The 23,243-nt window shown below is 70.0% G+C and carries 12 protein-coding genes, 3 tRNA genes and 1 pseudogene; 5 read left to right on the top strand and 11 right to left on the bottom strand.

Annotation, left to right across the window (positions count from 1 at the left end):
* Positions 1-257: 257 nt before the first annotated feature.
* Positions 258-872 (top strand): annotated as a pseudogene (locus tag AB0C99_RS32760) (carboxyl transferase domain-containing protein); the annotation flags it as partial.
* Positions 873-991: 119 nt separating this feature from the next.
* Here AB0C99_RS32760 and AB0C99_RS32765 read toward each other — a convergent pair.
* The 5 genes from AB0C99_RS32765 to AB0C99_RS32785 all read right to left on the bottom strand — a co-directional run bounded on the left by AB0C99_RS32765 (position 992) and on the right by AB0C99_RS32785 (position 7,419).
* Positions 992-1,171: a hypothetical protein gene (locus tag AB0C99_RS32765; protein WP_362483038.1), complete on the bottom strand. Its 180-nt coding sequence runs from the start codon at positions 1,169-1,171 to the stop codon at positions 992-994.
* Between the two features lie 115 nt (positions 1,172-1,286).
* Complete coding sequence (locus AB0C99_RS32770) at positions 1,287-4,985, bottom strand: S8 family serine peptidase (RefSeq protein ID WP_362483039.1); 3,699 nt, start codon at positions 4,983-4,985, stop codon at positions 1,287-1,289.
* 137 nt (positions 4,986-5,122) lie between these two features.
* The gene (locus tag AB0C99_RS32775; RefSeq protein WP_362483041.1) at positions 5,123-6,373 is read right to left on the bottom strand and encodes an MFS transporter; all 1,251 of its coding nucleotides are present in this window, start codon (positions 6,371-6,373) and stop codon (positions 5,123-5,125) included.
* Positions 6,370-6,816, bottom strand: a complete 447-nt coding sequence (locus AB0C99_RS32780; RefSeq protein ID WP_362483043.1) for a GNAT family N-acetyltransferase — start codon at positions 6,814-6,816, stop codon at positions 6,370-6,372. The genes AB0C99_RS32775 and AB0C99_RS32780 overlap by 4 nt, the downstream gene beginning before the upstream one ends.
* A gap of 105 nt (positions 6,817-6,921) precedes the next feature.
* Positions 6,922-7,419, bottom strand: a complete 498-nt coding sequence (locus tag AB0C99_RS32785; protein ID WP_362483044.1) for a MarR family transcriptional regulator — start codon at positions 7,417-7,419, stop codon at positions 6,922-6,924.
* 180 nt (positions 7,420-7,599) lie between these two features.
* On the opposite strand from AB0C99_RS32785, the gene AB0C99_RS32790 reads away from it, so the two are divergent.
* From AB0C99_RS32790 to AB0C99_RS32800, 3 genes are all read left to right on the top strand, one after another.
* On the top strand, positions 7,600-8,016 hold the full coding sequence (locus tag AB0C99_RS32790) for an organic hydroperoxide resistance protein (protein WP_362483046.1): 417 nt from the start codon (positions 7,600-7,602) through the stop codon (positions 8,014-8,016).
* 255 nt (positions 8,017-8,271) lie between these two features.
* Positions 8,272-10,329: a phosphocholine-specific phospholipase C gene (locus tag AB0C99_RS32795; RefSeq protein WP_362483047.1), complete on the top strand. Its 2,058-nt coding sequence runs from the start codon at positions 8,272-8,274 to the stop codon at positions 10,327-10,329.
* A 47-nt stretch (positions 10,330-10,376) separates the two neighbouring features.
* Positions 10,377-10,871, top strand: a complete 495-nt coding sequence (locus tag AB0C99_RS32800; RefSeq protein WP_362483049.1) for a hypothetical protein — start codon at positions 10,377-10,379, stop codon at positions 10,869-10,871.
* 133 nt (positions 10,872-11,004) lie between these two features.
* Here AB0C99_RS32800 and AB0C99_RS32805 read toward each other — a convergent pair whose 3' ends face one another.
* From AB0C99_RS32805 to AB0C99_RS32830, 6 genes are all read right to left on the bottom strand, one after another.
* Positions 11,005-11,421 carry a hypothetical protein gene (locus tag AB0C99_RS32805; RefSeq protein WP_362483051.1) on the bottom strand — a complete coding sequence of 139 codons (417 nt, stop codon included), beginning with the start codon at positions 11,419-11,421 and terminating at the stop codon, positions 11,005-11,007.
* A gap of 90 nt (positions 11,422-11,511) precedes the next feature.
* Positions 11,512-18,048, bottom strand: coding sequence for an RHS repeat-associated core domain-containing protein (locus AB0C99_RS32810; RefSeq protein ID WP_362483052.1), 6,537 nt, complete (start codon positions 18,046-18,048; stop codon positions 11,512-11,514).
* Positions 18,049-18,284: 236 nt separating this feature from the next.
* A complete protein-coding gene (locus AB0C99_RS32815) occupies positions 18,285-21,848 on the bottom strand; it encodes a LamG domain-containing protein (RefSeq protein WP_362483054.1) in 3,564 nt (1,187 codons plus the stop codon).
* Between the two features lie 556 nt (positions 21,849-22,404).
* Positions 22,405-22,481, bottom strand: a tRNA-Ile gene (locus tag AB0C99_RS32820).
* Between the two features lie 166 nt (positions 22,482-22,647).
* A tRNA-Asn gene (locus AB0C99_RS32825) sits at positions 22,648-22,720 on the bottom strand.
* 5 nt (positions 22,721-22,725) lie between these two features.
* Positions 22,726-22,798: transfer RNA gene (locus AB0C99_RS32830), tRNA-Asn, on the bottom strand.
* Between the two features lie 137 nt (positions 22,799-22,935).
* On the opposite strand from AB0C99_RS32830, the gene AB0C99_RS32835 reads away from it, so the two are divergent.
* On the top strand, positions 22,936-23,220 hold the full coding sequence (locus AB0C99_RS32835; protein WP_362483056.1) for a YtxH domain-containing protein: 285 nt from the start codon (positions 22,936-22,938) through the stop codon (positions 23,218-23,220).
* The last annotated feature ends 23 nt before the right edge of the window (positions 23,221-23,243 follow it).

Consider the following 23,243-nt stretch of genomic DNA (forward strand, 5'->3'; position numbering starts at 1 on the left):
GACCGTGATCCTGCACACGGACCTGCTGGCCTATCTGCGCACCTCCCCCGACCACTACGACGCCCTGTGCCTGGGTGAGCGAGACGAGGGGCGGCGCCCGGAGCGAGCGAAGCGAAGCGGAGGTCGCAGTCCGGACACCCCCTGCCCCCGCGGAGACTCCGGCGCCCGTGGAACCACCGACGGGGGCGAAGGCACCGACGGAGGCAATGCCGGAGGCGGCGGAAGCAAAGCCAGAGGCGGCGGAACTCCCCCACTCCCTGGGCCCCGCGGCAACGCCCCCCACAGGCTGGCAGGCGGTGCGAGCGGCCCGCGCCGACACCCGCCCCCGCGCCCCCGCCTACCTGGACGCGTACTTCACGGAGCGCGCCACGATCAGCGGCGACCGGTCCGGCGGCACGGACCCCGGGGTGGAGTGCGGCTTCGGCCTGCACGAGGGCCGGGTCGTGGCGTACGCGGCGCAGAACGGCGGGGCGACCCGCCCGGCGGGCTTCCGGACGGCCGCGAGGCTGGTGCGGCTGGCCGGCCGGCTGGGCATCCCGGTCCTGACCCTGATCGACACCCCGGGCGCGGCCAACGACGCGGAGGCGGAGCGGGCGGGCGCGGGCCCGGCGATCGCGGAGGCGTTCACGGCGATCGCGGAGGCCCGCACCCCGGTGACCTCGCTGCTGATCGGCGAGGGCGGCTCGGGCGGCGCGCTGGCGCTGGCGGCCCCGGGCAACACGTGGGCCGCGCCGGGCTCGTACTTCTCCGTCATCGCCCCGGAACTTGCCGCGCGGATCCTGAAACGGCCCCCCGCCCAGGTCCCGGAGACGGCGGAGCACCTGCGGCTGCGCCCGCCGGACCTGCTGGAACTGGGCGTGATCCGAGGCATGGCCACCCCGGCCCCAGCCCCAACCCCAGCCCCAGCCCCCACCCCGGCCCCGGCCCCGGAACGGCACAAGGCCCCCTCCGGAAAGAGGGGGCCCCGCGCCGAGCCGGATGACGGTTCAGGTCAGCCGATGTCGCCCGCGCAGTAGCTGAAGTCCCCACAGACGACGACCGTGTGGTCCACCACGGTCACGACGTTGACGTCGCCGTCGCCCTCGTCGCCGTACCCGTGGGCGAGGGCGGTGCCCGAACCCGAGAGGACGACGGCGGCGGCCAGAGCGGCCGTGGCGATGAACTTGCGCATGAAAACCTCCTGAAGAGCGGAGTTGCTCGACCGGAGCCTCTCCGGGGCATAGGCCCTCGGCAAGCGCACGCGCCCGGACCGGGGTGCGTGACTACCCGTTCGGGCGGCGTATTCGCTAGTTCACGCCCACCGCCCGGATGAGCTCCTGGGTGACGGCGCCGCCCCGGTCGTCGCGGGCGCCGGCCCGCAGCGAGACGGAGTCCGCCGCGCGGGGAACACGCAGCTCACCGCGCCAGGAGCGGTCGAGCGGGACCTTGGCCCAGGTCTTGCCCTCGTCGTAGGAGACCTCCAGCGTGCCGCCGCCGATCCGGCCGGTACCGGCCGCGCCGGCCACGTACGAGGCGGAGAGCTTCACCGGGACGCGGGCGCCGCCGCGCACGTCGCCCTTGAGGTCGGTGCCGAGGTCGAAGCCGAGGTTGATCAGCGGCAGGTAGGTGACCGAGTCGGCCGGGGTCTCGGCGGACCGGAAGGTCCACTCGGCGTGGCCGCGGGTGCCGAGCCGCCAGCGCGCCGGGTCGAGCGCGGTGTCGGTGACGACCTTGTACGTGGCCTCCTCGGCGGGGGCGTCCCAGGCGTAGGCGCCGGAGCTCTTGCGGCGGTCGACGCGGACCCCGTTCACGTACACCTCGGTGTACTGGGTCATGGTGTCGTCGCCCCACACGTCGCCGAAGCCGGTGTGGTCGGGCCCGGAGTCGCCCCAGCCCGGGGTGTTGAAGCGCAGGTCGTTGCCGCTGCGCTCCTGGCCCCAGCCGAGCCCGGTGCCGAGCCACGGGTGCCAGACCGGCTTGAACCACGCCAGCTCGCTCGTGGTGCCGCCCCGGTAGACGGACCGGCCGCCGCGCTGCTCCAGGGAGTCGCCGAGGTCGACGGACTCGTGCCAGTACTGGCCGGGGCCGGTGGAGACGTACTCGGTGCGCTCGGCGGGGAAGGCGATCCGCTCCTTGAAGCCGAAGCCGATCCGGAAGGTGTCGGTGAGCGAGTAGCGGAACTCGCCGCCGTCCTCCGCGCGGGCGGTCGGCATGTGGAACGTCGAGCGGACGGTGGCGAGGTCCTTGCGCCCCGGCCGGTAGACCAGGTCGGTCCCGATGGCGCCGGGGTGTCCCTCGGAGAGGTCGTAGGTGTACGGGGTGTAGCGGGTGCCGGTGAGGTCGAGCCGGGTGCCGCGGGCGGCGGCGCGCGCGAGGCGGGCGGCGTCGGCGGTGTTCACGGTGGCGACGGCGAGCGGCCGGTCCTCGTAGTCGGCGGTGCCGAACCAGGCCATCAGGCGGCCGGGCTGGTCGTCGGTGACGAACAGGGCCCCGGCGCCCGCGTCCTGGGCGGTCTGGGCGAGCGCGACGGGGTCGGCGCCTTCGGTGCGGCGGACCAGGACGGCCTTGCCGCGCACGTCCTTGCCCGCGTACTCGGCGGGGGTGCCGGTGCCCGCGTCGGCGACCTTGAGCCGCCGGTCGCCCTCGGGGAGCGCGGCGCCGGGCTGGGCGGTGACGTCGGCGAGCCGGGTGCCGCCGGCGGTCGCCTCCAGCAGCGGCTTGCCGAGCCGCCAGACGGTCCGGTACTCGAAGGTGCCGGTGGCGGGCTTCGCGGTGGGCGCGGCGAAGACGGAGTCGTAGGTCACGGGGACCTGGACGGCGCCGCCGTAGGAGACGCCGTTGGCCTGGCGGTCGAACTCCATGAGGAGCTGCCGGGTCTCGGTGCGCCGGTCGACCTCGGCGCGGATCTCGCGCAGCCGCCGCCCGTCGAGGGTGATCTCGCGGTCGCGGTCGAGGACGGTCTCGGGCACGGTGAGGAAGCCGAGGCCGAGGGAGTCGGCGCCGTGCGAGCCGCGCACGTCGAGGAAGGTGTCGACGGAGTACGTGCCCGGCTTCAGGCGCAGCCGGAGGGTGCCGGAGTCGTCGACGGAGACCGGGAAGGGCTCGTCTCCGGCGGTGAGCCGCTGCACGCCGAGGTGGGCGGCGGCGGGGGCGCCGTCGCGGTCCTTGACGTGCACGGTGAGGGTGTAGCGCTCCTCCTCCTTGACCAGGCCGAGCGCGGTGTGGGCGACGGCGGTGCCGGCCGCGCGGGCGGTGATCCGGCCGGTGCTGGCGCCGACGGGGGCCTTGGTGCCGTCGCCGGTGACGGTGGTGGCGGCGGTGCCGTGGGCCGGGACGGTCAGGGCGGTGTCGGCGAGGACGGCGCTGCCCTCGGGCATCCCTTCGACGGCGAGGTCGAGGCGGACGGGCGCGTCGGAGCCGTTGGCGTAGGTGACGGTCCGGGTCACCGGCTTGTCCGTCGCGTACGGCCAGGCGACGAAGCCGAGGTCGGCGGAGCCGGTGGCGGTGACGTCCGCGGCGATCGCGGCGCCGACGTCGACGCGCCCGGCGCCGAGGTCGTAGGCGGAGTCGGGGAGGGTCTTGGAGGTGGACATGAGGGCATTCTTGAGCTGGGCGCCGGTCCAGTCGGGGTGCTTCTCGGCGAGCAGCGCGGCGACACCGGCGACGTGCGGGGTCGCCATCGACGTACCGCTCATGGAGGTGTAGAGGCCGCTGCCGGGCAGGAGCTGGGAGCGGGCGGCGAGGATGTCGACGCCGGGCGCGGAGAGGTCGGGCTTGAGGCCCTGGTCGCCGTAGCGGGGGCCCTTGCTGGTGAAGTAGGCGGCCTCGTCGGCGGAGTCGACGGCGCCGATGGTGAGCGCGGAGTCGGCGGCGCCGGGCGAGCCGATGGAGCCGGGGGCGCCGGAGTTGCCCGCGGCGATGACGAAGAGGGCGCCGGTCTCGGCGGACAGCGTGTTCACGGCCTGGGCCATGGGGTCGGTGCCGTCGCTGGGCTCCTGCGAACCCAGGCTCATGGAGACGACCTTGGCGTCGACGTCCCGGGCGGCCCACTCCATGCCGGCGATGATCTGGGACTCGCTGCCGTAGCCCTCGTCGCTGAGGACCTTGCCGACGGCGAGGGAGGCGCCGGGGGCGACGCCCTTCTCCTTGCCGTCGGAGCCGGCGCCGCTGCCGCCGACGGTGGAGGTGACGTGGGTGCCGTGGCCGTTGCGGTCGGCGACCTCCTCGCCCTCGATGAAGGAGCGGGTCTCGGCGAGCCGCCCGGCGAGGTCGGGGTGGCCCGCGTCGACGCCGGTGTCGAGGACGGCGACCTTGACGCCCTTGCCGGTGAGCCCGGCCTCCCACGCCTTGGGGGTGCCGATCTGGGCGTTGGACTCGGCCATGTCGGCGGTGACGCGGGCGTCGAGCCAGATCTTGGCGGGGGCGGAGGCGGCGGCGCGGCCGGAGGGGGAGGCGGCGGTGAACGCGCGCCAGAAGGCGCCGGGTTCGGTGACGGTGAGGGCGGCGCCGCCGATGCTGGGCAGGGCGCGTACGGTCTCGGTGCCGCGCGGGGCGGCGGCGCGGGCGCCGCGGCCGTTCCCGTACGTGACGATGAGCGGGGTCCGGCCGGTGACGCCCTGCTCGACGAGGCCGCTGACGTCGAAGAGGCGCCGGTCGAGGACGCCGGAGTCCAGGTAGGGGCGGGCCTCGTCGGGTATGACGGTGACCTTGCCGTCGACGGTCTCGCTGCGGACGGCCCCGGTGGCGCCGGGGGGCCGCTCGACGGTGACGGTGCGGTGGCCGCCGCCGGCGTCGGCGAGGGTGACGCGGTCGCCGGTGACGAGGGTGACGGTGACGGAGCCGGCGGGGCCGGAGGCGGCCGGGGCGGCCGGGGCGCTGCGGAAGGTGTCCGGCACGGCGGCGGGTTCCGCCGCCCCGGCGGGGGTCTGGCCGACGGTGAGCAGCAGCAGGGAGAGCCCCGCGGCGAGCAGGCCGGCTGTCCCCCCTCCGGCGGAAGGTCTGATCACGACACACTCCTCGGCGCCCGGGGGAAGGGGTGGTTCCGGGCGTCGCGAGGAGTCTGGTCAGCGGTACGGGAGTTGACTCCCGTGGCGGCTGGCGGCTATGTGCCGTGGCGGCCAACCGCCAGTCGCGCGGGCCCCGTTCAGGCGGTGGGGTGCTCCGCGTCGTAGCGCCGGAAGCCCTTCCCGTACAGGGCGAGAAGGCCGATCGCGAGGACGCAGGCGAGGCCGCCGCCGGTGATGGCCACGGCCGGGGAGCTGAGGTCGGCGACCGAGCCCGCGAGGAAGTCGCCGAGCCGGGGCCCGCCCGCGACGACGACGATGAACACGCCCTGGAGCCGGCCCCGCATCTCGTCCGGGGCGGCGACCTGCATCATCGTGTTGCGGAAGATCATCGAGACGGTGTCGGAGTAGCCGGCGACGGCGAGCAGGAGCAGCCCGAGCCAGAGGTTCCGGGTGAGGCCGAAGGCGGCGATGGCGGTGCCCCAGGCCGCCACGGAGAGCAGGATCGCCTGCCCGTGGTGGCGGATCCGGCCCTGCCAGCCGGAGAGCACCCCGCCGAGCAGCGCGCCGAACGCCGGTGCGGCGACCAGGAGTCCGGCGGTGCGGGCGTCGCCGCCGTACCAGAGGACGGCGACGGCCGGGAAGAGCGCGCGGGGGTGGGCGAGGATCATCGCGCAGAAGTCGGAGAAGAAGGTCATGCGCAGGTTGGGGCGGGTGGCGAGGAAGCGCAGCCCGTCCAGGACGGAGGCCCGCTCGCCGCCCTCGCGGTCGGGCAGCATCGACGGCAGCCGCCACATCGCGTACAGCGAGGCGGTGAAGGCGACGACGTCGATGGTGTACGCGGCCTGGTAGCCGGCCAGGCCGACGATGAGGCCGCCCAGGCTGGGCCCGACGAGCGTGCCGAAGGTCATCGTCATGGAGTTGAGCGCGTTGGCGGCGCGGAGCTGCTCGGCGGGGAGCAGGCGGGGGATCATCGAGCTGCGGGCGGGCGCGTTGAGCGCGGCGCAGACGGCCTGGAGGGCGACGATCCCGTACAGGAACCAGACCGCGTGGAAGCCCGCGAAGGCCGCGGCGGCGAGGGCGGCGGAGAGCAGCGCGGAGCCGCCTGCCGAGGCGAGGCCGAGCTTGCGCCGGTCGACCGTGTCGGCGACGGCGCCGCCGTACAGGCCGAAGACGACGAGCGGGACGAGGGAGAAGAGCCCGACCAGGCCGACCGAGAACGGCGAGCGGGTGATGTCGTAGACCTGGAGGGAGATGGCGAGGGTCGTCATGCCCTGCCCGACCCAGGTGACGCTGTTGCCGAACCAGAGGCGGCGGTAGTGGACGGAGGTGCGCAGCGGGGTCAGGTCGGCGAAGACCCGGCGCTTCTCCGGTGCCTCGACGCCGCTCACGCGACGTCGAACCGGAGCTCGGGCCTGGCCCAGTGGATCCGGCCGCCGGGCGGGATGGTGCCGGTGCGGCGGGCGCCGGTGCGGAGGTAGAACTCCTCGGCGGGCGGGTGGGCGACGACCCGGACGCCGTCGAGCCCGGCGGCGCGGGCCTGCTCCACCATGTGCCCGATCAGCAGCCGCCCGACGCCGAGGCCCTGGGCCTCGTCGACGACGAAGGCGAGGTCGAGCTCGGCCTCGTCGAGGAGCAGGGCGTAGAAGCCGAGCACCTTGCCGTGGGGGTCGACGGCGGCGTAGACGGGGTGGTGCTCGATGTAGGTGGCGCCGACGACGTAGCCGTCGACCATGGCGGCATAGTCGCCCCGGTAGGCGCCGGATTTGCGGACGATCTGAGTGAGGCGCTTGGCGTCGTCCGCGGTGGCGCGTCTGAGGGTGATGTCGACCATGGAGGGAGTATAGGACCGAACACGTAAACCGATCCTTACATTTATGTGACGGATACACGGGTGCCCCTCGCACCCTCCTCGACGCCCCGCAACGCCCCGCGCGCACTAGCTCTCGTCCGCGCACTCCGCGAGCAGGTCCGGGTCGACGGTGTCGAGGCGGGCGGCGAGCGCGTTCAGCCGCTCCCGCAGCCCGACCAGCTCGTCCAGCTCCAGGCCGGTGGCGGCGGCGATGCGGCGCGGCACGGCGAGGGCCCGCGCGCGCAGCGCGACCCCCTCGGCGGTGAGCCGGACGGTGACGGAGCGCTCGTCCTCGGGGCTGCGCCGCCGCTCGACATGACCGGCCGCCTCCAGCCGCTTGAGCAGCGGGGACAGGGTCCCGGAGTCGAGCCGGAGCCGCTCGCCGATGCCCTTGACGGGCAGCTCGCCGTGCTCCCAGAGGACGAGCATCACCAGGTACTGGGGGTAGGTGAGCCCGAGCTCCTTGAGCGCGCCGCGGTAGACGCCGTTGAAGGCGCGGGTGGCGGCGTGCAGGGAGAAGCAGATCTGGTTGTCGAGCCGGAGGAAGTCCTCGGCGGCGGGCGCGTCGGCGGTGGGTCCGTCCATGGGGCCAGGATACGGGAGACGCCCGTCACACGCGATTAAGTTGTGCACAACTAAATGACGCGCTACAAATGAGGGAGAGCGAGCACGAGGCACCACCCGAGGCGCCACCCAAGGCACCGCCCAAGACACCGCCCCCCGGCGCGGCACGGCGCGGCGACCCCCGACCCGAAAGAGGACCCCATGGACGCGATCTACACCGCAGTAGCCACCGCCAACGGCCGCGAGGGCCGCGCCGTCAGCTCGGACGGGCGCCTGGACCTCCCGCTCGCCCACCCGGCGGCCCTCGGCGGCAACGGCCAGGGCACCAACCCGGAGCAGCTCTTCGCCGCCGGCTACGCGGCGTGCTTCGCGAGCGCGATGGGCGTGGTGGCCCGCCAGGAGAAGATCGACATCGCGGACGCCTCCATCACCGCCGAGGTCTCGATCGGCAAGGACCCGGCGGACGGCGGCTTCGGGCTCGCGGTCGTGATGCGCGCGGAGTTCCCGGACCACCTTCAGGGCGAGGCGGGCGCGGCGCTGCTGGAGAAGACCCACGCGTTCTGCCCGTACTCGAAGGCCACGCGCGGGAACATCAAGGTGGAGCTGGTCGTCGAGTAGGACCGCGCCCGGCACCGTGATCGTGGTGCTGTGCGTAACTGAACGCCCCCTGTGCGCTTTTCGCGCACAGGGGGCGTTCGCGTATGGGGGTTCCTGTGGGGTCACGGGGGATTCGCCTGCCGTACGGCGGGCAGTCATGGGACGGCCGCCGGGCGGTGGCTCGGGGGCGCTCTCCTTGGGGCGCCCGTGAGCCGGCCCGCCGGCTCCGCGCCCGCACCCCCACCGCCCGCCCCCACCCTCGGAGGACCTCGCCCCATGGCCGACCTCAACCGCCGCCGCTTCCTGCAACTCGCGGGCGGCACCGCCGCGTTCACCATGCTGTCGGACAGCATCGCCCGCGCCGCCGCCATCCCGGCGCAGGGCACGACCGGCACGATCCAGGACATCGAGCACATCGTGGTCCTGATGCAGGAGAATCGTTCCTTCGACCACTATTTCGGTGCGATGAAGGGCGTACGGGGCTTCGGCGACCCGCGCCCGGTGACGCTGCCCAGCGGCAAGTCGGTCTGGAACCAGTCGGACGGCAGCAAGGTGACCCTGCCGTTCCGGCCGACCAGCGACAAGCTGGGCATGGAGTACCTCCAGGGCCTCAACCACGACTGGCAGGGCGGCCAGAGCGCCTTCAACAAGGGCAAGTACGACAACTGGATTCCCGCCAAGACCAAGGCCACGATGGCCTACCTGACCCGCGAGGACATCCCGTTCCACTACGCGCTCGCGGACGCGTTCACCATCTGCGACGCGTACCACTGTTCGTTCATCGGGGCGACCGACCCGAACCGCTACTACATGTGGACGGGGTACGTCGGCAACGACGGTACGGGCGGCGGCCCGGTCCTCAACAACGCCGAGGCGGGGTACGGCTGGACGACGTACCCGGAGCGTCTCCAGGCGGCCGGCGTCTCGTGGAAGATCTACCAGGACATCGGCGACGGCCTGAACGCGGCGGGCTCCTGGGGCTGGATCAACGACGCCTTCCGCGGCAACTACGGCGACAACTCCCTCCTCTACTTCAACACCTACCGCAACGCGCAGCCGGGCAACCCGCTCTACGACAAGGCCCGCACCGGCACCAACGCGAAGGCGGGCGAGGGCTACTTCGACAAGCTCCGCGCCGACGTGCAGTCCGGGAACCTCCCCCAGATCTCCTGGATCGCGGCCCCCGAGGCGTTCTCGGAGCACGCCAACTGGCCGTCGAACTATGGCGCCTGGTACGTGGCGCAGGTGCTGGACGCGCTGACCTCGAACCCGGACGTGTGGGCGAAGACGGCCCTCTTCATCACGTACGACGAGAACGACGGCTTCTTCGACCACGTGGTCCCGCCGTACGCGCCGGGCTCGACGGCGCAGGGCCTCTCGACGACCGCGACCGCCCTGGACTACTTCGGCGGCAAGACGGGCTACGCGGCCGGCCCGTACGGCCTGGGCCCGCGCGTCCCGATGATCGTCGTCTCCCCCTGGTCCACGGGCGGCTACACCTGCTCGGAGACCTTCGACCACACGTCGGTGATCCGCTTCATGGAGACCCGCTTCGGCGTCCGCGAGCCCAACATCAGCCCGTGGCGCCGCGCGGTCTGCGGCGACCTGACGGCGGCGTTCGACTTCACCCGCACACAGACGCGGCAGCCCGCCCTCCCCTCGACGGCGGCCTACTACCCGCCGGACAAGAACCGCCACTCCGACTTCCTGGCCACCGCCCCGGCGGTCGGCACTATGCCCCGCCAGGAGCCGGGCGGCAAGCCGACCCGCCCCCTGAAGTACGCCCCGTACGTGGACGGCGCGGCGGACGTGTCGGCGGGCACGTACCGCCTGACCTTCAGCGGCGGCCCGGCGGCGGGCGCGCAGTTCTACGTGACGTCGGCGAACCGCACGGACGTCCCGTGGACGTACACGACGGAGGCGTCGAAGTCGATCTCGGACACCTGGAACACCAAGTACTCCAAGACCCTGACCGACCTCACCGTCCACGGCCCGAACGGCTTCCTCCGCCGCTTCCGCTCCCCCGGCAAGACGGCGGTCACGGAGGTCACGGCCCGCCACAACGCGACGACGGGCAACCTGGACCTGACCCTCACCAACCCGACCCCGACGGACACGACCCTGACCCTGACCAACTCCTACGCGGGCCCCCCGCAGACGGTCACGGTCCCGAAGAACTCCACGGTCACCCGCACCCTGGACCTGACCGCGTCCTCCCGCTGGTACGACTTGACGATCACGACCACATCGAACACGGACTACCTCCGCCGCCTGGCAGGCCACGTGGAAACGGGCACGACGGGCGTCTCGGACCCGGCGATCCTGACGTACTGAGGTCCGGCTCGCCGGGCATGCCGCCCGACCTCGTAGGGTGTCTCGCCGTGAGCGAATGGCAGATATCCGATGAGGCGGGCGGCGTGCTCGCCGCCCGTTGGTGGCAGTGGGCCCTGTCGGCGCCCGACGAGGTCAGCCCGGTCGCGGACAAGACCGGGGAGCACGCGGGCTGGCAGCAGCCGGAGGACCTGTGGTTCCTCGCCGGCACCTACGGCGGCCGGGTCGTCCGCCGCTGCGAACTCCCGTCCGGACGGCGGGTGTTCTTCCCCGTCCTGAACACCCACCACACGAAGATGCTGTCCCGCACACCCCTGACCCTGAACGTCGCCGAGGCCACCGCCCACCTCAACGGCGTCCCACTCCCCCTCAGGGAGTTCCTGGCACCCCCGTTCCGCGTCGGCCTGCGCATGCACCTCGCCTGGGGCCTGTGGACGGGCCTGGCCCCGCTGACCCCGGGCCAGTACGTCCTGGAGATCAGGGGCTCGACGGCGGAGGGCTTCCGGGTGGACACGACGTACCACCTGACCGCGGTGGGCGGTTGATCCTGCGGCTCGGCCCCCACGGGCACCCCCCACCCCGATGAGGTCTGACATGGCCGGCACAGCCCCAGAAACGCCGAGGCGGCTTACCGGGAGACCGGCAAACCGCCTCGAAGAATCGAACCCAAGCGGGCCGTCACGACCGCGATTCAACTCGCGAGAACATGGATTCTACAGTGCACAGATGGTCAGGATCGTCGCTGAGGCAAAGAGTTTTCCCACCGTCGACAACACTAACAAAAAAGCCACATCCACCGAGATCCTGTCCATCGAATGTCAAAGCAATCGATTTCCCAGAATCTGCTTGCGGATCCGAAAACAGACCGTCGCCTCGACTAACGAAGAAGCTCCACTCGCCTGTAGAGGCACCACTAGGACAGGACAAGTAGGTCTGCGATTCCAGCGAAACGGAGGTAAATCGGAAGGTCTGGTCCGACGAGAACTGCATCCGCTCCCCCTTCTCGCCGGTCCACGAACCCACCAGCTCCTGTTTCGCTATCTCGGCCGGTTCCTGCCCGCCATCCGCACATGCAGTCAGCGCAAGCAAAGCCACACAAGGCACCACTCGCCACCATTTCCAATTACCCACGACCCCCACCCCTCCCGACATCGATTCGACCAATCATACGGGAGGCAGGCCGCTTCACTCGCCCCACCTGTAGGGGTCACCCAGAGGGACCCTCTCGCTCCAGTTTATATGCTGGGAGGTTGCCGAACCCATGGAGTATCGGAACACAGGATTCCATTCTCTAGGGATAGCGTGAGTCGCAGAATTCCAGTCTGAAGTGTTCGTGACCTCAAAATCAAATATAGCCACCCCATTCTTTTTGTCCACACTTCTGATTTTGGCTTTTCCGAGATAGGAGCCCAGGAAAGCGTCTGCATAATTCCGCGTTCCTATCTTCCCGTTGCTCAGAGTTCCACTAAAATCTTGGATAGCGCCTCGGATTGAATTACCCCACCACCAGGGAGTTCCGGGCCCAGGACCCACATCATCATACGTAAAGCCGTAAGCCTTCCCCTCGGCGAGCTTTCCGTAACTCCAAGCTATACGGAGAAGCTCCATCCTCTTTATAGCGATCGTCCTGTCGGACGCAAGCTCAGCGACGAACTTATCTCCGCCCTTGAAATACTCATGCCGCTTAGCCAACATTTCCCGACCGAACAGCCACCCGAAGAACATCTGCTGCGAAGTCTCAAATCGATTTCCCCCCTCTTCATCTATAATGCCGAACTCGGGCTCCGCCAGTGGCTCCACAAAGCCGTAGAGGAAGTAGGGGTTCCAGCGTTTGGCCTCGTCGATCGTCGTGGGCCCCGGCGGCCATGTGCCACCCGAACCGCTGCCCTTTCCAGCATCGGACGTGCTCCCCGAGTGCGTTCCCGTCGATCCCGAACCCCCGCCCCCGGACCCGCCCGGAGGCTTTCCAGGCGTGCTGCTCTGCCCGCCGCCGGGTCCACCAGGTTCGTTGTGGCCAGTTCCGTCATCAAGCCACAGCCCCGTGGAGTCGCTGGACGTGACCGGAGTGTTGTTGGCATAGGCATAGCCGTTGAGCGACTGATGCTGGTCCAGGGTCAGAGCCGGGTCGACGCTGATGAACTGGCCGATTGCCGGGTCGTACTCACGGGCTCCAATGTGCGTCAGCCCCGTGTTCGCATCCGCCGGCTTGCCCAGGAATGCCTTGTCGTCCGGCCAGGCGCTCGGCGAAGTACCCCGAGGGGCGCCGAACGGTGTCGTCTGGCGTCGGGTGACGGCCCAGGTCGAGGCGTCAAGGGTAAGGCCCGACGTTCCGTGGTGGTCGGAGGCGAGGAAGCTGAGCTTGGTCCCCGTGACCCCCTTCGTCGCCGTGCGGACGGCGATGGTCTTGCCGGCGGCCGTGTAGTAGCGGGTTCCGGAAAGGACCTTGGTCGCGCCGGCGTCCTTCGTCGTGAGCCGTACCTCGTTGCCCGCGAGATACAGGACGGTGTCCCCGTCCTTGGTCGTCGGACGGCGGATCAGGAGTTCGCCGTTCGCGTCGTAGAGGTACTCGGTCCCCTGCGCGGACTTGCCCGCGGCGGCCGGCTCGGTGAGCGCGGCCAGCTTGCCCTCGGAGTTCCACGTCAGGGTCTGTGTCGCCTGGCCGCCCGGGCGGCTCGTGGTGTTGCCCGCGGCGTCGAACACGTAGTTCTTGGCCTGCGTGCCGGTGGTCGTCTTGGTCAGCGTGTGCGGCTGACCACCGTCCTCCTTGCCGTAGGAGTACTGCGTCGTGGTGTCGCCGCTCGTCGCGTGCTGCGTCTCGGAGCTGCGCTGGCCGGCCGCGTTGTACGTGTAGCTGGTCCAGTACGGAGCGATGCCGTCGATGGCGTCCTTGCTCGGAGCGGTGGCGCAGTCGGCGGTCTTCGGGGTCCAGGCGTCCTTGATGCGCCGGTGGCCGTCATAGGTGAAGCACTGGTAGTCGGCCTTGGCCGTGCCGCCCAGCGTCGTGTTGTCGAAAATCGACGTGACGTTGCCCGCGTCGTCCTGAGTGAAATTCAGGTCCTGGGGCGAGTAGGCATGGGCGTCCGTGGTGACGTACGACCGCTTCAATCGGCGCGTGCCCGGCTCGTAGGAGTAGCCGAGGTATGCCTTCTTGACCGAGTTCGTCTTGTCGGTTCCGACAGTCAGCCGCGTGACATCCCCCAGCGGGTCGTATGTCGCGTCGAGTAGGTAGCCAGTAGTGCCGGAGACCTCCGTCTGAAGACCGACGCCGGCGTAGTTGTACTTGTAGGAGACGAACTCGGAGGACAGACCGGCTACCGCGGGGCTCCCCGACTGCTTGATGCTGCCGTCGAGGCCGTAACCGGCGGAGAACGAGAGGGTGCTGGGCACGCCCGCCGCTACCAGCGGTTCGCTCGCCGGCAGGAACAGGCTCGACCCGGTGACCTGGTAGAGGCTGTCACGGGAGGTGACCTTCTGCGTATACGCCTTGCCTGTCTTGCCCGCTCCGCCGACGTACCGGATCGCCGTGTCCTGCTGCCCCTTCATGAGCGTGTCGAACTCCCACGCCGCGAGCTTGTGATCGTCGTCCTCGGTGCCGTCCCACAGGCCGGTCTTGCGTCCGAGGTCGTCGTACCCGCTGATGAGCGTCTTCTTGAGTCCGACGTTGGTGGACCCGACCGCCTGATCGAGCGCGTTGTACGTGGTGGTGGACGTTCCCTTGTCAGGGTCGGTCGCCGAGCTCTGGCGGCCGAAGAGGTCGTAGGTGTAGGACCAGACGGATGTGTCGGGCCCGGTGATCGAAGCCTGCTTCCCCGACGGCGTGTACGTGTACGTGGTGGTCGTGTAGTCGTCACCGGTCGGCGCCGGGCCCGCGTACTCCCGACGCTCGGTGAGCTGCCCGAGGGCGTTCGTCACCGATGCCGTGGCCTGGCCCCCGGCAGGAGCGGTCGTCGTGACGGTGTCACCCAGGTAGGCCGTGCCGATCGTCCACCGGACGACGTTGCGGGTCTTGGTGATCGCCTTGACCGCACGGCCGGCACCGTCGTAGACGGTGTCGGTCTGGACGGGCGGCTCCCCGCCGTCGGTCTCCACCGGGTTCCCGGACGGCTGCAGGGACTGTGCCCAGATGTCGGACTGCGTGGAGACGGCCAGTCCTCGTGAGTCGTACAGCGTCTGCGAGACGATCGAACCCCCGCCCGGCGAAGGGGTCTGCGCCTGGCGGGGGCGCAGCATCGAGTCGTACAGGGCGAACCCGGTGTTGTAACCCGTGCCGTCGCCCTTGATGGTGGCGCTGGAGACCCAGGGCATCGCCGACCTGGTGATGTTGTAGGTGTAGACGTGGCTGGGGGACTTCCCGGCGGCCTTCAGCTGGTTGGGCAGCCACACCTTCGTCAGACGCCCCAGGGCGTCGTATTCCGACTCGGTGACCTTGTTGTTCGGGTCGGTGACCTTCGTCGGGGCACCGGTGGCGAAGTCCACGAGGGTAGTCGTCGCGTGGTTGAGCGCGTTCTTCACCACGGTGGAGGTCAGGGGACCGGAGGCGGACGGCACATAGGACGTCGTCGCCGTCACGAGGCCGTTGGTGTTCTCGACGCTCGTCGGGCGTCCGAGATCGTCGTACGCCGTCGCGCTGATCTTCTGCCACTCGGGCGCGTTGTCGCTCTTGTAGCCCTTCGCGCGTCCGGTCCAGCGAGCCTCACCGATGGTCGGCTTCTGGTTCGCGGTCCACTCGGCCGTCGAGTCGAAGGTGATCGCCGAGTCGGAGACGATCTGCCCGGGCGTGCCTGAATCGGCGGGCAGGTCGAGGTCCTCGTCCTTGATCGTGCACGGGTCCGCGACCGGGTCGGTCTTGGCGTTCGCCACCACGCGGGTACGGGACACGAGGTTGTTGATGCCCACCGTGTCGTTGCGTGCGTACCACGTGTACGTGCAGGTCTCGTCGCCCGCCACACCGTCGTCGCCCCGGTCGGAGACCGTGACGGGCATTCCGTACGCGTCGTCGAACGAGGTCTTGACCGTACGGCTGCGCCAGGAGGGCGTGCCCGCGGAGGTGAGGTAGGTGTGCGTCGTCGTCGAGCCCGTGCGCACGAAGTACGCCTCGGTGTCCGCGTAGGACTTGTGCTGGGTGGAAGTGCGCTTGGACCACGGGGTGTTCACCGTGCTGGTGACCGGAGTCGTTCCGTCGTAGACGACGGACTCACGGGTGAAACCGGCGAACTCGTCCTTGTCGGTGAGGGCGCCCGCCTTGAATCCGGTGGAGGAGGCGGTCTTGCGCACCTTCTCGTCCAGCTTGCCCTCGGCGTCCAGGACACGGTCGCCGTTCATGCCGCGCATGTAGTAGGTGACGGTCTTGGACTGGGTGCCACCGGCCCTGCCGGTGAGGTGGGTGACCTGGTCGTAGCCTCGCCAGGAGGACCAGGTGCGTTCCTTCTCCTTGGTGAACGGGTCCTCGTTGTAGTGCCAGGCGCCCCCGTTCGAGCCGTAGAGGTAGGTGTTCTCGACGGCTTCGAGGCCGCCCTTGGGCGCCGTCGTCGACACCGTCTGGACGGGGTACTTGTGGAACCAGTCCAGGATCGGTGTCTTGCCGCCGTTCGGGGCCCAGTAGACCGGGTAGCAACGGCGAGTGTTCTTGTCGAGCGCCGGCATCGTCTGACCCGCGACGCAGTCCGCGGCCAGGTAGCTGACGATGGTCTGGGCGCCGCTCTCCGAGGTGACGGTCTTCAGACGGGGCTTGTGGAACGGCAGGATGTCATCGCTCGGGCCGTCGACGCGGTTGGACAGGAACTCGTGGGTGAAGGTGACCGGGTCGAGGGCCGGGGAGATCGCCGTGCCGTGCTTGCCGGTGCGGCGGATCTCCTGGAGCCAGAGCGACTGGTCGGCCGCGTCGCCGGTGTCACCGGGATCGAGGTAGGTCTGCTTCAGGGACCATTCGTCCACCGGCTCCAGGGCCGGGAAGCCCGTCGCCGCGTTCCACGCGTACGTGGTGATGGTGGTCAGCCGCTTGCGGGTGAAGAAGGACGGGCTGGTGCCGGTGCACTTGTCGCCGGCCTTGCAGACCATGTCGAACGGCACGTCCGGCCATTCGTCCTTGGTGGTCTCGGTCAGCTCGTTGCACGCCGAGCCCATCTCCTTGACGCACCGCTCGGCATAGCCGAAGACGACCGTGTTGGACGCGGTCGGATTCTTCGGGTCCGTGGTCTTGAAGAGCTCGCCCTTGCGCTGCCCGTAGCGGATCTCCTTGAGGAAGCCGCCGCGGACATAGGGAGTGCCCGTGTCGTCGTCGCCGAGCTGGTCGTAGTGGTTGGACTCGGCCTCGTACCAGTAGGACATGGCATTGCCCCGGGTGTCCTCGACGTAGTCGAGGTTCCAGCGCCACGCCTGCTTCACCGCGCGCTTGGCGAGCGTGTCGCCCGCGGCGTATCCGGGCTCGCCCGCGTCGTCGCCGAAGACCGGCACCGTCCAGACCGAGTTGGTCCTGACGCCCGCTCCCGCACCGTCCAGCTTGTTCAGGCCGAAGACGTACTTGGTGCCGTCGCCGGTCACGACGGTCCAGTGCTCGCCCTTGTCCGGAGAGCCCTCGTCGCCGTTGTCGGCGCCCGTGGAGAGCGTGACCGTGGAGGCGTCGTCGTTCTTCAGCCGCCAGACACCGCTCGTGTCGTCCTTGACGAGCTCGCTGGACTTGCCGTTGAGGACGAGGGACGCGTTCTCGAACTTCCAGCAGAGGTCGAACTTGTCGGTCTGCCCGTCGTCGTCACACGAGCCGTATCGCCGCTCGACGTAGGACGACGTCAGGTCGAAGCCCTCGCCTACCGTGGTGCCCTGGTTGTTGGTGGTCGCGGTGCGCCCGTCCACGCTGCCGGAGTCGTACGAGATCGACAGACTCGGGCTGGGTCCGGCGGCGGCCGGGGGCGTCGTGACCGGGTACGACCACGTGAACGAGCCGGACGAGCCGCCCGCCTCCCACGTCGACGATGCGGCCAGCGGCGTCGCCTTGTAGTCGCCCCGGGCCGAGGCCGCGCCGGCCGCGACGGCCATCAGCACCGTCCGGCCCGCGTCGGGAGCAGAGGCGCGCTGGCGAGCGGCGTCGCCCGAGCCGAATTCGACCTGCGCCGTGATCCGCTGCTCGGCGCGGTCGTTGGTGTACGGGAGCGTCTTCAGCGAGCGGCACTCGCCCGATGCCGGGGTGCTGAGAGCACACTCGGGAAGCCGCGAAACCTGAAGACGGCCTGCCCAGTCGCCTCCGTAGGCGCCGGCGAAGGCTCCGTAGTCGATGCCCAGCGAGGCGGATCCGCCTGCTGCCGGACCGGTCACCTTCAGGACCAGGCCCTTGACGCCGAGCTGCTTCGCCTGAGCTTGGCCGAGCACCTCGACGGCTACCTGGCCGGAGGCGGGTACGGCCTTCCTGCCCCGTGCGGTCGCACTGGGGCGGGACAGCATGACGGGAAGGGAGCCGGGGCTCGCGGTCGCCGTCCCGGCTGAGGGAACGTTCAGTGTGGTCTTGGCGGCCTTGGGCCAGACCGGGTTCTTCACCTGGTCGGTCCGCGCCCGGGACACGGCCGCGCGGGTCTCCTCCGCGGCCTTCTTCATCTCGGCCGCCGCCTTCTTGTCGACCTTGTCGGTCAACGGGGCGACCCGGTCCGCCTGATGGGCGGGAAGGTCGGGCCGCCCGAGCGGGGCTGCGGACGCGGCGAGGGTGACGGGTGTCAGAAGCTCTGGCACGAGCATGAAGCCGGCGACGGCGGCGATACGCCTCGCCCACGGACGTCTTCTGGAACCGGTACTGCCTCTTTCGGGCAGAGTTCCGTTTGGTTTCATCGTCTTTCCGCTCTCCTGGCGCCGCGGCCGAGGCAGCACGAAGTGCGGCGTGCCTCGGCGATGCATGGCGCGTCGATGTGTGTTTCGGGCTTGATGGGGATCCGTGGGCGGCAGCGTCAGCGCTGCCGCCCACAGAGATGAAAGTGCTACAGCTCGGGCGAAACGATCTTGTTTGCCACCTGGTCGAGGGACATGGCGCCCACCCAGACGCGAGCTTCCGACACCGCTCCGGGCATATAGTGCCCGAGGGCCCCGCCGGCCGCTCCTCGACCGAGCGCCACCGCTCCGCCGCCCTGGCTGTAGGACGAGAAGGCGGACTTCGCCATGTCCGTGCTCTGCTCGGCGGCGTTCAGGAAGAGGTGCAGCCTTCCATAGGCACCCGTCTCCCCGTCCCGCTCCGCGGCATCGAAGACACCCGTCACCTGCACCCAGTCTTCAAGGGTCGCGATGTCGTCGCTGCCCGTCTGAGCGGAGGCGGTGACGGAGCCGGTGCCGTCGACGGCCGTCCGGCTGAACCGCCACATGTAGACGCCGGTCGCCATCTTCTCCACCCACAGAGACCAGGAGGATTCGCTGCCTGCCGAGGTGGCCTGGCCGAGCAGCTGGGCACGGTACCCGTTGGGCTTGCTCTCGAGGGCATCGCCGGAGAGCTTGACGCGTGCCGTGACCGTGAAGGAGCCGGACTCGTCGACCACGGGCCCCGGGGGCGTACTGAGGTAGCTCGTCGTACCGTTCAACGGCACGGAGCCCTCGGCGTCCACCGCCGCACCGTTGATCTTCATGTCGCCGGCCACGTACTCGGTCGACTCGCCGATCACCGTGGCACCGGGTGCGGCTGATTCCGCGTTCCACTGCCCCACCAGTTCGGTGGCCGGGGCGTTGTCCGAGGCGAGGGCGCTCTCCCAGCGCAGCTCGTCCTCGTTCAGGGCGCGCTGCCACACCTTGGTCTCGTCGATTCGGCCCGTGAAGTACTGGGTGTAGACGCCGTTCACCCGAGCCCGGCCGATCTGCACGTCCCCCGTGGCGGACCACGGCTGGTAGGTGGAAGAGGCGTTCTTCAGGTTGACAGGCGCACCCTGCGGGCTTCCGTTGACGAAGAGCTGAAGCGTGTCGTCCGCCTCCACCGGCCGGCCGTCGTCGCAGGGACTCTGCACGCACTTCCCGGTGGAGTAGACCCCGGCCAGATGGGTCCACACGTTCACCGGCGGGGTCGCGTAGTCGGCGACGGACCGAATGGCGACGAGTCCGGTCGAGCCGTCATGGTTCGACCGGTTGAGCACCCACTTCTTGTCGGCGGACGAGTAGTACACCGTGAACGCGACGCCGGAGTTCCCCGGAGCGGCGAGGACCGCCTTCGTGGAGGAGGCGTCGGTCAGCATCACCCACGTCGACACCGTGAAGGAGTTCGCGGTGTTGATCGGCATCGGCGTCGTCGCGTAGCCGGTGCGCTTGGCGGGGTCCGTCACGTCGTCGTTGAGGCGCAGGGAGTGGTCACCGGAGCCACGGCGCGCCTGGCTGGACCAGGTCGCCGCCGCGCCCGCCTGCGGGTAGACCGTCACCGGCTTGGCAGTGCCCTCCGTCGCCGTGTTGGCAGCGGTGGTTCCGGTGCCTTCCGAGAAGCGCCACTCGCCCGTGGGTCCCTGCGGCAGCGGCACCCTGAAGGCGTACTCGGCGGGGGCGCCCCACCGGTTGCGCACGTCGCGTGCCTCGACGACCAGGGTGAGCTTGCCTCCCGTGGCCGGGATGGCCTCGATCGGCGTGTCGGGCCCGGTCTGGTTCGCCGCGATCTCACGTACCGTGCGCGGGTCCTGCAGGTACCAGCGGTAGCCCTTGATGTCCTTGTCGTCCGGGTGCGGTGTCAGCTTGAACCGGCCCGGGACATCCACGCCTCCGCCGGGGGTGCAGGTGTCCGAAGGAGTGCAGGTGTAGGGGTTGCCTGTGTCCAGTGAGATCTGTGGAGGCTTCGGAACCGTCGAGTCCATCGTGAAGTAGCACCAAGACGAGTACGCCGAAGACTGACTCGATGTCACGCCGGCATAGGTCCAGTGCGACTGGGTCAGGGCACGCATCCGGTAGAGAACGCCGTCCTCCCGGGCCGACAACCGGACCTTCTCGAGCGTGTTGTCCACGTGAAAGCCGGTGGAGGGCGCGGCCGCGGTCCAGGAACTGCTCCACGACCCGTCGCTCTTCTTCTTCTCGACGGCCATGTAGGCCCGCAGCGAGCCTTGGCCCTCGCCGGAGGCCGGGGCCACCTGCGTCTGCACCGCGGCCTGGACGATCGGGTCCGCGCGGGTGACCACGGTGGGCTTGCTCTCGGGCTCGCAGTAGGCCGTCGTGCCGTCGCCCGGGATCACTCCGACGCTGGTGGGCACGCCCGGCTTCGGGGCGTACTCGATCTGCAGCTCGGCGTTCTGGTTGAACCGCTTCCAGGCCCGGGGCTCGGACTCGTTGTTCGCCCGGAGCATGAGCGTCAGCCGGGCGAGTTTGCCGTCGGCGAACGACTGGACGGTGGGCGTCAGGTTCTCGTTGGGTTCCGCGGGATTGTCATGGAACTCGACCCAGGCGTCGGGCTGCGCCGGGCTGCACAGGTCCCCGCGTCCGTAGGACACCAGTCGGTCGCCGACCCAGTCCCGCTGCGCCGGCCCGGGCCAACGGGTCGCCTCGGAGATGTTGTCCGTGCGGACGAGGTCGACTGTCCACGGATTGCAGTTGAAGGACCAGGTCTCGTAGGCGCGGAACGTCGCGTCGAGGATCTTCTTGCCCGCGAGCTTCGTGGGGGCGAACTCGTAGTACATGCGGTTGGTGTAGTTGTTGCCGCAGGTGTAGCCGCCGGAGGTGCCGCAGAATCCGACGCCGTAGTCGCCGCTGAACTGCCAGAAGTGGTCGCCGTCGGAGGACAGCACCGTCCGCTCGGAGTACCCGAGGCCCATGGGCGGGTCGATGTACACGGGGTAGACCGTGTCCGAACCGCGCAGCAGGTCGAGGTCGGGGGTGACCGCGAGCGAGCCTTCCTGGACCTTGACCGGCAACGCCTCGCGGGCGTCCCCCTTGGTCGGGGCGTCGGCCTCGTCCACCGGCTGCTCCTCGGTGGGGACAGCCGCAGCCCGTGAAGAAGACTTCAACGCCGCCCTGGCGCCCATCGGCTGGGGCCCGGTCGGCGCCGTACCGGCGGAATCCCACATCAGGCCGGCGGGACCCTTGAAGACGGCGTTGCCGTTGTCGTCGAGCGCGCTGACACCGCCGCCCGCGCCCGGGACGACCCGCAGCCCGTCAGCCCGCACGTCGAGCTTGATGTGCTCCAACTGCGGATTCGCGGCGGCCTCGGCGCTCTTGACCACCAAGACCTCGCGGAAGCCCTCGGAGGTCGCGGTCAGCTGCAGGTCGACGCCCGCGAAGGCCTCGGGGTACGTGGCGGTGTCGCCCGAGAGGACCGGCGCCGGGAGAGGCGTCGGCCAGTCGAACGTCAGCGAGCCCCGGTCACCTCCCAGGCGGATCAGACCGTCGCCGTCGCCTCCGTTCGAGAAGCTCAGATCCACGACGGCCGACTTCGGACCGACGCTGCCGTCCGCGCGACGCTCGAGGGATGCGTCCACCCCGCGCCACGTACCGTCCGCGGCTCTCGCGCGCTGAGGCGTCGTCGCCTGCGTCAGCGTGAACGTGCCGTCCGGGTTCGCCATCGTCGTCGTGTACTCGGTGCGCTCGGCGACCACCTCGACAGGCTCTCCCGACTGCGCCGCTCGCACCGAAGGCGAACCCGCCTCGGCTGATGAGCCGGCCTTCGACTCCAGGCTTGTCGCCCCGAGAGCGATGCCGGGAGTGACGCCGACGGCAAGGACGCCGGCGAGTACACCCCCCGCCACTCTCAGTAGTCGACGCCGCGCATCAAAAGACATGACACCCCACCCCTCCAGAGCCCCCCCGGGCTCATACATACGTTCGAACGGCGGGCCAAGGGCCAGCCATTCGAGGCACCCTACGCACCGACCACGAACCCGATCAAGGGGAAATCGACAACGAAAACCGCACGTCAGGAAGGTGCGGCCGACCCAAACCGGGCGCAAGCGCCTACTCTCGGGGGCAAACGGATCGTCACGAGTCCATTACGGCAAGGTGGCTGCCGGGACGACTGTACGAGGCCGGCATCAAGGCCCCGCCGACCGGGTGACGCCGGCGTGTCGCTGCCCCTGCACCGGTCGTCGAGGGTGCACCGTAGGTATGAAAAGAAGCCCGCGCTCGCAGGCGAATCCTTCCTGCGGGCACGGGCAGTGGTGGGGCGGGTGGGACTCGAACCCACGGCCGACGGATTATGAGTCCGCTGCTCTAACCGGCTGAGCTACCGCCCCGAACACCACGGCGCGTACAAGTGTGCGCGCCGTCTGCCGCAGCATAGCCGCTCATACGATCTCCTGCTTCGGATGGTCGGCCATGCTCGATCTAGAGGACTCCGGGGCGCGGCCGGTGGTTCCCGGGGAAACGAAAAAGGACCCCGAAGGGTCCTCTTCCGCTCTGCTCCCCCGACTGGACTCGAACCAGTAACCCTCCGGTTAACAGCCGAATGCTCTGCCAATTGAGCTACAGGGGATCGCGCTCCCCCGACTGGACTCGAACCAGTAACCTGCCGGTTAACAGCCGGCTGCTCTGCCAATTGAGCTACAGGGGATTGCTGCGTTGCGACGAACGGATCCACCACTGGCCTTGCCAGGCGGCGGTCGCTCGCTGCGAGACATAGATTAGCGCAAGCAGGGGGGTGCTCCGCCAATCGGTATCCCCAGGGCGCTCCAGGGAAGGGTCACAGCCGTGCGGTACAAGCTGATCTTCGTCGCGGGACTGGCCGTCGGGTTCGTGCTCGGGACCCGCGCCGGGCGCGAGCAGTACGAGCGGATGAAGAAGTCCGCGCAGGCCGTGGCGCAGAACCCGGCCGTGCGCAACGCCGCCGAGTCCGCCGCGCAGACCGGGCGCGAGGCCGCCGGGAAGGCGCTGCACGCCGTCGGCGACCAAGCGCAGAGGATCCGGTCGCGGCGCGAGCGGAACGGGCAGCTCCCCGGGTTCGACGAGGACGACTGGGGGACCAGCAACACCTGACCCCGGCACGGCCCGGCATACGG

Source organism: Streptomyces sp. NPDC048659 (genome assembly GCF_040650575.1).
GTDB lineage: Bacteria > Actinomycetota > Actinomycetes > Streptomycetales > Streptomycetaceae > Streptomyces.

Bases quoted from the DNA above. Each gene is read 5' to 3' on its own strand.
- AB0C99_RS32810 (WP_362483052.1), bottom strand. From the start codon at position 18,048: ATGCTCGTGCCAGAGCTTCTGACACCCGTCACCCTCGCCGCGTCCGCA.
- AB0C99_RS32765 (WP_362483038.1), bottom strand. From the start codon at position 1,171: ATGCGCAAGTTCATCGCCACGGCCGCTCTGGCCGCCGCCGTCGTCCTC.
- AB0C99_RS32795 (WP_362483047.1), top strand. From the start codon at position 8,272: ATGGCCGACCTCAACCGCCGCCGCTTCCTGCAACTCGCGGGCGGCACC.
- AB0C99_RS32780 (WP_362483043.1), bottom strand. From the start codon at position 6,816: ATGGTCGACATCACCCTCAGACGCGCCACCGCGGACGACGCCAAGCGC.
- AB0C99_RS32785 (WP_362483044.1), bottom strand. From the start codon at position 7,419: ATGGACGGACCCACCGCCGACGCGCCCGCCGCCGAGGACTTCCTCCGG.
- AB0C99_RS32790 (WP_362483046.1), top strand. From the start codon at position 7,600: ATGGACGCGATCTACACCGCAGTAGCCACCGCCAACGGCCGCGAGGGC.